We start from the raw sequence: 13,269 nt of genomic DNA on the forward strand, positions 1-13,269 counted from the left end.
TCCCCCCACCCAGCCCCCTAATCACAGTACCGCCAGACTCATTCGCCAAACTTGCCGGTGTCCAGAGGGTGCAACCCTTTGGGGCCCTCCCTTGGAAGGGAGGGTTTGGGAGGGATCGATTTTGTATTTTTATACATTTCAACAAGATAAAGGTGTTATGAAATGACAGCGGATTCTCTGCCTAATGGACCAATGGATGATTCGCCAGCATTCGGGAGGAATTAGAAGCATTTTAAGAGTTAGGTGGGCCTTAACCTCTTCTGGAGCTGAAATTATTCGTAAAAAACCGCAAAAACGGTCTATTCTCCGCTTTGCCGCCACAAAATAGGGATGATACACTGCATGAAGTCACTAAAATGAAAGCGTTAAAAACCAATGCTTACGAAGCCGCTTTACTACGTAAAGCTAATAGGAGGAGAGATATGGATGTTCTCAGGCAACTGCGGGGGTTTTACCGGGAGAAGCTGCATTTACTGATTCTTTCGATTGTAGCCTTAGCCGCCGCGACTGCAGTGGGGCTGATTACCCCCAACTTGTTAAGAAGGCTGATTGATGATGTCATTGTTCCAATGAAGTTTGAAGAGGTGCCTGTGCTGGCTGTCTCGGTGCTGGCGGTTGTGTTTGTCAAAGCCTGTCTGCAATTTGCCCACGGATTCTGGGGCGGAAGACTGGGGAATTACCTGGCCTACCGTCTGCGTAATGCTTGTTATGAGAAGCTGCAATTCCTGTCTTTCCGCTATTATGATATGGCCAAGACAGGTGACCTGATGTCCCGGCTGACCGGGGACCTGGAAGCGATCCGGATGTTTATCGGCTTCGGCTTCGCCCAGCTGTTGAATGTGTTCTTTATGGTATTTTTCGGTTCTATTATGATGTTTACGATCAACTGGCAGCTGACGCTGGTGACACTGATCACGATGCCGTTTCTGGCGGCGGTAGCTTTCCGTTTCGAATCACAGATCCATCCGGCCTTTCAGGAGATGCGCCTCGCGCTGAGCTCCTTGACTACGGCTGTCCAAGAGAATGTAACAGGTGTGCGGACGGTTAAATCCTTTGCCAGAGAGGCTTACGAGGTAGAGAAATTCTCGCACCGTAATGAACGTTATAAGAACAATCAGATTTTTGCCGCTGAGCTGTGGAGTAAGTTCTTCCCGGCGATGGAGCTGCTGGCTTCGGTCAGTGTAGCCATCCTGCTTGGCGTTGGCGGAACGCTTGTCATTAAGGATCATATGTCGCTGGGTGAGCTGGTTGCTTTCTTCAGCTTGATCTGGTACATCATTGGTCCGGTATGGGGCCTTGGCTTCCATATTAACAACTACACTCAGTCCAAAGCTTCGGGAGAACGTGTGCTTGAAGTGCTGAATCAACGGGTGGACGTGAAGGACAAGGAAGATGCGCACGAGCTGGAGGGTACTGAAATTAAAGGCGACATTGCCTTTAATCATGTCACCTTCGCTTACGGAAACAAGATGCCTGCCGTCACGGACATTCATTTTGAAGCCAAATCGGGTGCGGTCATCGGTTTCCTGGGAGGTACCGGCTCAGGCAAATCGACAATTACCCAGTTGATGATGCGGGCGTATGATGTGAATCAGGGCAGCATTACGCTGGATGGCACCGATATCCGCGAATATAGTGTGCGCAGTCTGCGCTCCCAGATCGCAACCGTGTTCCAGGAGACGTTCCTGTTCTCTTCTTCGATCCGCAACAATATATCCTACGGCATTAAGGATGTAACGATGGAGGAAATTATCCGTGCCGCCCAGCTGGCGAAGGCCCACGACTTCATTATGGAAATGTCGGAAGGGTACGATACCGTAGTCGGAGAACGGGGAATGGGATTATCCGGCGGACAGAAGCAGCGGATCGCGATTGCCCGGGCGCTGCTGAAGAATCCGCGTATCCTGATCCTGGATGATGCGACCAGTGCGGTCGATATGGAGACCGAGCATGAGATTCAGGCCGGCTTCCAGGAGGTTATGCGCGGGCGGACCACGCTGATTATTGCTCACCGCATCTCCTCCCTGCGCCATGCCGACCAGATCATTGTGATGAACGAAGGCCATGTGCTGCAGCAGGGCACACATAAAGAGCTGATCGAGATTCCCGGTCCTTACAGGGATGTCTACCGGATTCAGTACGCCGATTATCTAGCCAGGGCAACCGGAAGAGAGGAGGCGTAGTATATGACAACTGAAGCCAAAAAACAAGCTGCGGCAGACATGGAGCAGACGGCTGCCGAGCAGCAGACGCTCGAGGAGCGTTTTGTCTACAAGGATGATGATGTGATTGACAAGGCTTTTGACTGGAAGCAGTTCACCCGGCTGTTCGGTTATATGAAGCCTTATGCACGCCAAATGCTGCCGCTGGTCTCCATCATGATGATCCTGGGCACAATTACCAAGCTGACTGTACCGTTCCTGACTAGTATGGCGATAGACAAGGCTATAAATCCCAAGGTGGGCAACCCAAGCCTGACTCTGCTGTATACACTGACGGCCAGCGTGGTAATCCTCTATATCATTCAATGGATTGCCGGAGTGTACCGCATCAAGTATACCAATATCATTGGGCAACGGGTGATTTATGACCTGCGCTCTGACCTGTTCCGGCATATCCAGAAGCTGTCGTTTAACTTCTTTGACAAACGTCCGGCAGGTTCAGTCCTCGTCCGGGTCACCAATGATATTAACTCCTTACAGGATCTGTTCACGAACGGGGTCGTTAATCTGATGATCGACTGTGTGCAGCTGGTAGGAATTATGGTGATCCTGCTGCTGATCAACTGGAAGCTGGCCCTTGCGGTCATGCTGACTGTACCGATTATGTTCCTGATCTCCACCAAGCTGCGCCAGAGAATCCGGATCGCCTGGCAGGATGTGCGTATGAAGAACTCACGGATCAACTCCCACCTCAATGAATCGATTCAGGGCATCCGGGTGACGCAGGCGTACACGCAGGAGCAGGAGAATATGAATTATTTCGACGTGATGAACATGGAGAGCCGCAAATCCTGGAACAAGGCATCGGCCATGAACCAGGCGTTTGGCCCGATCATAGAAATCACCGGTGGACTCGGCACGATGGTGCTGTTCTGGTATGGTGCCCAGCTGATTCAATCCGGCGATTTGACGGTCGGCTACCTGGTGGCGTTTAGCACTTATGTCAGCAACTTCTGGGACCCGATCAACCGTCTGGGCCAGATGTACAACCAGTTGCTGGTGGCGATGGCTTCCTCGGAGCGGATCTTTGAATATCTGGATGAACAGCCGTCCGTGCAGGACAAACTGGGTGCGAAACCGCTGCCGATGATTAAAGGCGACATTAACCTGAACCAGGTGATTTTTGAATACGAAAAAGGCAGGGCTGCCCTGAAAGGCATCGACCTGGATGTAAAGGTAGGACAGTCGATCGCACTCGTCGGCCATACCGGTTCCGGCAAAAGCACGATCATCAACCTGATAGGCCGGTTCTATGATATTACTTCCGGGCGGATTACGATTGACGGTCAGGACATCCGCGATGTCACGCTGGACAGTCTGCGTACACAGATCGGGATCGTTCTGCAGGATACCTTTATTTTCTCAGGCACCATCCGCGAGAATATCCGCTTCGGGCGGCTGGATGCTACCGATGAAGAGGTGGAGAATGCGGCCAAGGCGGTAGACGCCCATGACTTCATTATGAAGCTGCCCGGCGGCTATGAGACGGAAGTCGAGGAGCGCGGCAGCGCACTCTCGATGGGCCAGCGCCAGCTGCTCTCCTTCTCGCGGGCGCTGCTCGCCGATCCGCGGATTCTGATCCTCGATGAAGCCACGGCGAGTATTGATACCGAAACAGAGCTGAAGATCCAGGAAGCGCTCAAGACGCTGCTGAAGGGGCGGACGTCCTTTATCGTCGCCCACCGCCTGTCTACGATCCGCCATGCGGATAAGATCGTTGTGCTGGATCACGGTGAGATTAAAGAGGAAGGCACCCATCAGGAGCTGACCTCGCGGGACGGAGTATATAACGGCCTGATTGAAGCGCAGTTCCGCTTCCTGAATTAAACTGCACTTAATGGAAGCAGCCCGCTTTCCTGCCTTAACGGCAGGGAGAGCGGGCTGTTCTGTTTGCATTCTAATAGGATATATTCCTTCTATATAAGACTGCAGCAGCTATTTGCCGCGCTTCGGGAGTCTGCCCGTGTCGCGCAGCTCCAGCATCTGTTCGCTGAGCTCCTGCTGCCACGCTGTATCACCTGTCAGATCAGCCAGCAGTGATTCGTTGTGCAGACGCGACATCTCCCAGCAGTAGGAAGCATTGACATACAGGCATTGCTGCTGCTCGGCTTCCTCGGAAGCGGTCAGCCGGCGCTGGCGGCTGAGGGTAAATAATTCGGCAAGGCGCTCATGGATGGCTAACATCAGACGCTCCCCCTTTGTGCTAGTGAACTTGTTATTGCCATTTACCAGTGTTGCCGGTGCTCCGGGATGATAAACTGAAAAAAAGCTATTGTAATCGTTTTATTATATGTTACAATAGCAGTAATACAGGATTGTGACCGCTAACGTGGGCAATGCCTAAGCTAATTCGAGGATCATTTTACCAATGATACTGGAATTAACTTAGGCTTTTTTTGTACAGTAAAAGCTCGGGGGTGAGAAGGTTTGATTATAGAGAAGGTGCTGAACAACAATGTACTGCTGACCCGCAACAACAAGGGCAAGGAAGTTATTGTCATGGGACGCGGAATTTCCTTCAATAAGGTCATTGGAGATACGGTGGATGCCGAGAAGATCGACAAGATTTTTCTGCTGAATGAGAATGCCTTCACGGCCAGATTGACCGAGCTGCTGAACGACATCCCGGTGAATCTGCTGGAATTGGCGAGTGAGATCGTCACGTATGCGAACGGGGTGCTGCAAACCGAATTAAGCGATAATATATACCTGACCCTGACAGACCATATCCAGTTCGCCGTCCAGCGTTATGAGAAGGGCATTGTGTTGAAGAACGCGATGCTATTCGAGATCAAACGCTTCTATAAGAAGGAATTTAAGATCGGGATGGATGCGCTGAAGCTGATTGAGCAATCGACCGGCCATTGGTTAGGAGAGGATGAAGCCGGGTTTATCGCCCTGCATCTGGTGAATGCGAGAATTGACGGCAATGAGATGAGATCCACGCTCAAAATGACGGAGATCGTCCAGAACATTCTGAATATCGTTACCTATCATTACGGCTCGGTACAGGATGAAACTTCGCTGAATTATTCCCGTTTCCTGACTCATCTGCAGTATTTTGCGATGCGGGTGCTGCGCAAGGAAACGCACACCAGCGGGGAGGATTTCCTGTATAATCAGGTTCGCATGACGTATGTCAAAGCTTTTGAATGTACGGTCAAGATCAACGAATATCTGGAGAAATCCTATGGACAGAGCTTGAGCAAGGATGAATACGTCTACCTGACGATCCATATCCACCGGGTGACGGAGCGTAATGATATTCAACAAAATATCGAATAGCATCAACCAAACAGGGTGTTACTGGTAATGCAGGCAAAACCTGAACTGATGGCAAAATGAGGCGTAATGTCTTCATTTTACCTTGAGTTCAGGTTTTTCTTGTTCATGGTGGTTAATGCGTGGAGTGCTGGCACATTCTATAACTGCTGCGAACCTTCAAATTCAGAACCATGCAGAGGAGACTTACAGATATGAGTAACACTAAAGAGCTGTCGAAACAAATTATCTCTCTGGTAGGCGGCGAATCCAATGTGATTTCCGTCTTTCATTGTGCGACCCGGCTAAGATTCAAATTAAAGGATAACAGCAAAGCGGATAAAGCAGCGCTGGAGAAGACCCCCGGGGTTATTACCGTTGTCGAGAACAGCGGACAGTTTCAGGTAGTCATCGGCAATAATGTCAGTACAGTGTTTGAACAGATTATGGCGGACACCCAGCTGCAGGATGCAGAGAAGAAGAACGATTCCGATGAGGGTGAAGGCAGCACGGGGATACTGGGCAGAGCGGTTGATGTCATCTCCAGTATCTTCTCCCCTATTCTGGGGGCGCTAGCCGGTGCGGGGGTCCTGAAGGGGCTGCTTGCGTTGATCCTCTCGCTGGACTGGATCAGCAATACGAGCGGAACGTACCTGGTTCTGAATGCCGCCTCTGACAGTGTGTTCTACTTCCTGCCGATCTTCCTGGCTATTACGGCGGCGCGGAAGTTTAAGACTAACCAGTTCGTCTCCGTGGCAATAGCTGGAGCACTGATATACCCGGCGGTTATAGCTGCCGTGGACAGTCCGGGCAGTCTAAGTTTCCTGGGGATTCCGGTGGTGCTGGTGAACTATTCCTCCAGTGTCATTCCGATTATTCTGGCGGTGTGGGTGCAATCCTATGTGGAAAAAGGCTTCCGCTCCATCATCCATGAGTCGGTCAGAAATATACTTGTGCCGATGTTTGCGCTCTTAATTGTCATTCCCTTAACCTTTCTCGTCTTTGGTCCGGTAGGCTCGCTGATCAGTGACGGACTGGCGTCCGGCTACACATGGCTGTATAATTTGAGTCCGCTGGTAGCAGGCGCGATAGCCGGGGCATTCTGGCAGGTGTTCGTCATCTTCGGTGTCCACTGGGGATTCGTTCCGATTATGTTAAGTAACATCGACACTATCGGTTATGACACCATGCTGCCGATTCTGTCGGCGGCTGTGCTTGCTCAAGCCGGGGCGGTCTTTGCCGTCTTCCTGAAATCAAGAAATACGCAGATGAAGGCCTTGGCCGGTTCTTCTACACTGGCGGCGGTCTTCGGGATCACGGAGCCTACGATCTACGGAGTTACCTTGAAGCTAAAGAAACCGTTCATCTATGCCTGCATCGCCGGTGCGGTCGGGGGTGCTGTCATTGCCGTCGGCGGTGCGAGAGCGCTGGCCTTCTCTCTGCCTGGCCTGCTGGCTCTGCCCACCTATATCGGAACCGGCTTTACCTGGGCTGTAATCGGACTGGTCATTGCGTTCGTACTGGCTATGCTGCTGGTGCTTCTGCTGGGCTTCGATGATCCTGCCGCTGAAAGCGCAGCGCCGGCGGCGCAGGCTAATCCTGCCTCCACTCCAAGTGTAATACAGAAGGAAGTGGTGGTAAGTCCGCTGAATGGCACCCTGCAGACGCTCAATACCCTGCCAGACGAAGCTTTTGCCTCCGGTGCAATGGGCAAAGGAATTGTAATTGAGCCTTCTTCAGGCAGACTGACCTCGCCGGTGAACGGTACGGTTACAACCGTATTTCCGACAGGCCATGCCATCGGCATTACCTCGGAGGATGGTGCAGAACTGCTGATCCATGTAGGAGTCAATACGGTGAAGCTGAAAGGGAAACATTTTGACAAAAAGGTACAGGAAGGCGATCAGGTGAAGCAGGGGCAGCTGCTGCTGGAGTTTGACCTGAAAGCGATCCGCGAAGCGGGCTTCGTCACGGCAACCCCTGTCATTGTCACCAATTCCGCAGGTTATCTGGATGTGCTGAAGAGTGGAGAAGCAGAGGTGAAGGCAGGGGAGTATCTGCTGACGCTGGTGGTATAGAGCTATAACGACTACGATTATGATTACAGAGGAGAGAGTATGATGACTAAGATCAACAAGGGGTTTCCGGCAGATTTCTTATGGGGAGGCGCCACAGCGGCCAATCAGCTGGAAGGGGCTTATGATGTAGACGGCAAAGGCCTCTCCAGCGCCGACATGGTTGCTTATGTACCGAAGGACAAACGGACACAGGACCACGCGATTGAGATCAGCTCGGAGCGGATTCAGCAGATTCTCTCTGGCGAGTTCGAAGCCCGCTTCCCTAAACGGGAGGGCATTGATTTCTACCACCGGTATAAGGAGGATATTGCCCTGTTCGCCGAAATGGGCTTCAAGGTGTTCCGGTTGTCGATCAACTGGGCGCGGATCTTCCCGAATGGCGATGATGCTCAGCCGAACGAAGCCGGGCTGCAATTCTACGACAATGTGTTTGATGAGCTGCATAAATACGGGATTGAACCGCTGGTTACACTGGCCCATTATGAAACGCCACTGGGTCTTACGCTGAAATATAATGGCTGGGCCAGCCGCGAGGTGGTGGGCTTCTTCACCACTTATGCGGAGACCGTCTTTAAGCGGTACAAGGATAAAGTGAAGTATTGGATTACGTTCAACGAGATCAATATGATGACACTCAGTCCGTTTACGGGTGGCGGTGTAGTGATCGACAAGTCGGAGAATAAGCTGCAGACGATGTACCAGGCGCTGCATCACCAGTTCGTGGCCAGTGCACTGGCTACCAAGCTGGTGCATGAAATCATCCCCGGTTCACAGATGGGCTGTATGCTGGCACGGATGGAGAGTTATGCCCATACCTGCAATCCCGAGGATGTGCTGAAGAACCAGCAGGAGAACCAGATGAATCTGTATTTCACTGATGTTCATGCCCGGGGAGAGTATCCGCGGTATATGCAGCGCTACTTCGATGAGAACAATGTTGTGCTGCACGTGGAAGCGGACGACGCCGAGACGCTGCGGAACAACACGGTGGATTATGTGGCATTCAGCTATTATATGACCTTAACCGTGTCGACCAGTCCGGAAGGGGAGCGGGCGGAAGGCAACCTGTTCGGCGGCGTGAAGAACCCTTATCTGAAGGCCTCCGACTGGGGCTGGCAGATTGATCCGATTGGCCTGCGCGTGATGCTGAACACGATGTATGACCGCTACCGCAAGCCGCTGTTTATTGTCGAGAATGGTCTGGGTGCCTACGATAAAGTGGAAGCAGACGGTTCGATTCATGATACGTACCGGATCGATTACCACAGACAGCATATCCAGCAGATGAAGGAAGCAATCAAGGATGGCGTGGAGCTGATCGGCTACACCAGCTGGGGCCCGATCGACCTGGTCAGCATGTCCACCTCTGAGATGTCCAAGCGTTACGGGTTCATCTATGTCGATCTGGACGACGAGGGTAACGGCAGCCTGGCGCGCTCGCGCAAGGATTCGTTCCATTGGTATAAAGAAGTGATCGCCAGCAATGGCGAGAAGCTGTAGGACTTATACAAGGTGAGAGAGGATACGTTAGCCGCTGGGCTAATGTATCCTCTTTTTTTCTGAGGGATAGAGGCAAGCCGGCATTTTTATGATAGGCTGATTATTATGCAATAATGTAAACGCTTAAGTAGTGGAGGGACTGTAATGCAGAAGGTATTGTTGGTGGATGATGAGTTTATTATCTTGGATGGAATATCCTCAGTGATCGATTGGGAGTCACTGGGTACGGTGTTAACCGGAACAGCGCAAAATAGTGTAGAGGCACTGGAAATGATCGAGCAGAATCCCCCGGATATTATGATTACCGATATTCGTATGCCGGGGATGGATGGCCTCGAGCTGGTTGCCAAGGTCAGCGAGCTGTATCCGCAGATCTCATTCATTGTGTTAACCGGGTTCTCGGAATTCAACTATGCCAAGACGGCGATGCAGTATGGGGTGAAGCATTATTTGCTGAAGCCGTGCAGTGAGGAGAGCCTGAATGAGGCGCTCGCCGAGCTGGTCCAGGAAAGAGAGGAACGGGAGCAGCAGGAGAACTTCATAATGTCGATCAAATATGGTCTGGAGCGTGTAATGCCCCATGCCAAGGAACAGTTTCTGAAAGAGTTCGTGACGAATAAAACCTATGGGGTCAAGGAGTGGCAGTATTTCGGGGATTTATTCGGCTTCTCCTTTCAGAGCCAGACCGTTCGGCTGCTGCTGGTAGAAATAGAAGGCGCGCATGAATATGAACATCTCTTCGCGGTGCGGAATATCGCCGAGGACATTTTTCAGAATCCGATCCTAAGCTCAACTGTAGGCAGACGTGTCCTGCTGCTGATGGAAGACGGATTGACTGAGCCGGAGCTGTTCACAAGAATAGACACCATCCGCGAGACGTTCATGAAGTATTATCATATCGATCTTACGGCTTCGCTCAGTGAAGCGGGTGAGCTGTCACAGGCGAGGCGCCTCTACACACAAACGGTCGAATGTCTGAACCACCGCTTCTATCTTGGGGAAGGCAGTCTGATCACAGAGAAGGATATCTCAGCGCCTGACGACGGGCAGGAGATTGAACTGCAAATGGACCAGGAGCGGATGATCCTGCTGATCAAAGCCGGCCACTGGGAGGATGCAGAGGAGGAGCTGCGGGCACTGCTGTTAAGCCTGTCCGAGCTTAGATGCAATATTGCCAAAACCAAATCGTATCTGATCCAGATCTTTATGGAGATTATCCGCTTATGCGAGCAGGAACGGATGCAGGTCTATATGGACAAGCTGCCAGGGGTCATTGAGACAAGCACCCTCCAGTCCTTCCAACAGTTTGTGCTGGACATCGCCAAGGAGGTAACTCTGGAGCGTTACGCACGAAACCGCTGCAAGCAGTCGCAGATGGTGATTACGATGAAGCAGCTGGTGCAGACACGATACCGTGATGAGACACTGACGCTGCAGACGATTGCGAATGAGATGTATATGAATCCTGATTATGTCGGCAAGATGTTTAAGAAGGAAACCGGTGACAGGTTCACTAACTATATGATGACCTACCGGATCCAGAAGGCTCTGGAGCGCATAGAGCAGGAAGAATCTTGTACAATCACCAATCTGGCAGAGGAGTCGGGCTTCGGTGATAATGTCTCCTATTTCAGCAAAATGTTTAAGAAGCACACCGGTTTCTCCCCGTCGGAATACAAGAGAACGGTAGTCTAAGAGAGCCGACAATCTAGCTACACCCTGCGGATCGCCGAAGTTTGGCGCCGCAGGGTGTTTTTGTGTGATGGCCCTTGCGAATTCCGCAGGAACAGCCGACTTTGGTCTTAAGGTCTTGCGAATTCCGCAGGAACAGCCCGCCTTTGCCGTTAAGATCTTGCGCATTCCGCAGGAACAGCCCGCCTTTGCCCTTAGGATCTTGCCCTTAGGATCTTGCGCATTCCGTAGGAACAGCCCGCCTTTGCCCTTAGGATCTTGCCCTTAGGGTCTTGCGCATTCCGCAGGAACAGCCCGCCCTTGAACTTAACCTCCGGTCGAGCATCCCGTCAGGGACCGCCGGCCAACATCAGCGCCGTCCAAGCGGTCCCGCAGGGATAAGCGGTCCACCCTCCCCAGCCCCCTAATCACAGTACCGCCAGACTCCTTCACCAAACTTGCGGGAGTCCAGAGGGTGCAGCCCTTTGGGGCCCTCCCTTGGAAGGGAGGGTTTGGGTGGGATCGAAGGTTGGTTTGGGAGGGATCGATTCATCGGTTTTGAACAAATTCCCCCCTGATTTAAGCATGGGAAATAAACGCAACAATCTGTAAAGTAATAACTGTAAGCGCTACTATTTTATTAAGGATTAAAGAAATGGGGGGAGACAGTGGAGCTTAAACAACAGTTGCCGGTTCACACAACCAAGCTGAAGGAGAACAAACGATCTTTTATCAAAAAAGAGCTGAAACGCAATAAATACGTGTATCTCATGTTGGTTCCGGTGGTGCTGTATTATCTGATATTCAGTTATGGGCCGATGTATGGCCTGCTGATGGCTTTTCAGAAATCATACAGTCCGATCAAGGGGATATTTGGCGGTGAGTGGATCGGCTTTGATAATTTCAAGATGTTTTTTGACAGCTATTATTTCTGGCGGATTATCAAGAACACCTTGATTCTAAGCTTTTACAGTATTCTGTTTGGATTCCCGGCGCCGATTATCCTGGCCTTATTGCTAAACGAGGTTAGGAAAAAATGGTTCAGAAGCACTGTGCAGACCATCAGCTACATGCCGCACTTTATTTCGGTGGTAGTGGTAGTGGGGATGCTCAAGACCTTCTCCGCGCTGGATGGCGGGCTGTTTAATATATTCCGGGATTTCTTCGATATGCAGCCGATCATGTTCCTTGCGGAAAAAGACATGTTCCGTGCTTTGTACATATTCTCGAACATCTGGCAGGGTGCCGGCTGGGCTTCGATCATCTTCCTGGCAGCGCTCAGCGGCATTGATCCGGGGCTGTATGAAGCCGCCAAGATCGACGGAGCGGGCCGCTGGAAACAGCTGCTCCATATTACACTTCCGGGAATTACGCCCACTATTGTTGTGATGCTGATTCTGCGGCTGGGCGCGGTGATGAACTCTGATTTCCAGAAAATATTGCTGATGCAGACCGCACCTACCTATGAGACCTCGGATGTCATCTCAACCTTCATCTACAGGTCAGGGGTTCTGGAAGGGAACTATACCTACTCGACCGCTATCGGGTTAATTAACGGAGTTATTAATTTCGCGCTGTTAATCATGGCTAACTCCATCAGTAAAAAAGTAAATTCAACCAGTCTATGGTGAACAGGAGGATAAGCGATGCGACGCTCGCCAGGAGAACGAATATTTGATTGCTTTAATGTTCTTTTGCTAGGTATGGTCATGATTATTTCACTCTATCCGCTGCTGTATGTATTGAATTCCTCTGTCAGCGACCCGAATCAGCTGCTGCGCTCCAGGTCATTGATGCTGCTGCCTGAAGGGTTTCAGCTGGAGGCTTACAAGGCGGTATTTCAGAATTCGAAGATCTACAGCGGATATATGAATACGCTCTTCTATGTGATTGTAGGAACGCTGCTCAATCTTCTGATGACCTCATTGGCTGCTTATGGCCTGTCCCGGATGGATCTGTACGGCAGAAAAACGCTGATGAAGCTGATCACCTTTACGATGTTTTTTGGCGGGGGGATGATCCCAACCTTCTTGCTGGTTCAGAATCTGGGGCTGGTGGATACCCGCTGGGCGATCATTATCCCGGGGGCAATCAGTACCTTCTATTTCCTGATTATGAAGACGAGCTTCGAGAGCCTGCCGATCAGCCTTATCGAGTCCGCCAAGCTGGACGGTGCTAATGATTTCCGGATTCTGTTCCGTATTGTGCTTCCCTTGTCCAAATCGATCCTTGCCGTGATGACCTTGTATTATGCTGTGGATCACTGGAATGACTATATCGGTCCGATGCTGTATCTGCGCAGTCAAGACCTGTATCCGATTCAGATTGTGATGCGGGATATTCTAATCAGCAGCAGTACGGAATCGATGGGGGCAGGAGCAGATACAGGGTTCGCGATTGGCGAGAACATCAAATACGCCACCATTATTATCTCCACGCTGCCGATCATGCTGGTCTATCCGTTTATCCAAAAATATTTTGTTCAAGGTGCTCTAATCGGCGCTGTGAAACAATAAAAACACTACTTATACGGAGGC

9 protein-coding genes are annotated in these 13,269 nt (G+C 51.1%); 8 read left to right on the forward strand and 1 reads right to left on the reverse strand.

Features of this window, described 5'->3' with window-relative positions:
• The first annotated feature begins 422 nt into the window (after positions 1–422).
• Complete coding sequence (locus B9T62_RS04380; protein ID WP_087914139.1) at positions 423–2,183, forward strand: ABC transporter ATP-binding protein; 1,761 nt, start codon at positions 423–425, stop codon at positions 2,181–2,183.
• 39 nt (positions 2,184–2,222) lie between these two features.
• A complete protein-coding gene (locus B9T62_RS04385; RefSeq protein ID WP_211296488.1) occupies positions 2,223–4,049 on the forward strand; it encodes an ABC transporter ATP-binding protein in 1,827 nt (608 codons plus the stop codon).
• Positions 4,050–4,157: 108 nt separating this feature from the next.
• Here the strand turns inward: B9T62_RS04385 and B9T62_RS04390 are convergent, their stop codons facing one another.
• A complete protein-coding gene (locus B9T62_RS04390) occupies positions 4,158–4,406 on the reverse strand; it encodes a DUF7667 family protein (protein ID WP_087914141.1) in 249 nt (82 codons plus the stop codon).
• Positions 4,407–4,649: 243 nt separating this feature from the next.
• On the opposite strand from B9T62_RS04390, the gene licT reads away from it, so the two are divergent.
• The 6 genes from licT to B9T62_RS04420 all read left to right on the forward strand — a co-directional run bounded on the left by licT (position 4,650) and on the right by B9T62_RS04420 (position 13,248).
• The gene (gene licT, locus B9T62_RS04395; protein ID WP_087914142.1) at positions 4,650–5,507 is read left to right on the forward strand and encodes a BglG family transcription antiterminator LicT; all 858 of its coding nucleotides are present in this window, start codon (positions 4,650–4,652) and stop codon (positions 5,505–5,507) included.
• A 191-nt stretch (positions 5,508–5,698) separates the two neighbouring features.
• The gene (locus B9T62_RS04400) at positions 5,699–7,561 is read left to right on the forward strand and encodes a beta-glucoside-specific PTS transporter subunit IIABC (protein WP_087914143.1); all 1,863 of its coding nucleotides are present in this window, start codon (positions 5,699–5,701) and stop codon (positions 7,559–7,561) included.
• 42 nt (positions 7,562–7,603) lie between these two features.
• Entirely contained in the window at positions 7,604–9,061 is a 1,458-nt protein-coding gene (locus tag B9T62_RS04405) for a glycoside hydrolase family 1 protein (RefSeq protein ID WP_087914144.1), read from the forward strand.
• Between the two features lie 144 nt (positions 9,062–9,205).
• Positions 9,206–10,756 carry a response regulator transcription factor gene (locus B9T62_RS04410; RefSeq protein WP_087914145.1) on the forward strand — a complete coding sequence of 517 codons (1,551 nt, stop codon included), beginning with the start codon at positions 9,206–9,208 and terminating at the stop codon, positions 10,754–10,756.
• A 644-nt stretch (positions 10,757–11,400) separates the two neighbouring features.
• A complete protein-coding gene (locus B9T62_RS04415) occupies positions 11,401–12,363 on the forward strand; it encodes an ABC transporter permease (RefSeq protein WP_087914146.1) in 963 nt (320 codons plus the stop codon).
• A gap of 15 nt (positions 12,364–12,378) precedes the next feature.
• Positions 12,379–13,248 (forward strand): carbohydrate ABC transporter permease, encoded by an 870-nt coding sequence (locus B9T62_RS04420; RefSeq protein WP_087914147.1) that lies wholly within the window; start codon positions 12,379–12,381, stop codon positions 13,246–13,248.
• Positions 13,249–13,269 lie beyond the last annotated feature (21 nt).

It is taken from the genome of Paenibacillus donghaensis (assembly GCF_002192415.1).
In the GTDB taxonomy this organism is placed as follows: Bacteria; Bacillota; Bacilli; order Paenibacillales; family Paenibacillaceae; genus Paenibacillus_AQ; species Paenibacillus_AQ donghaensis.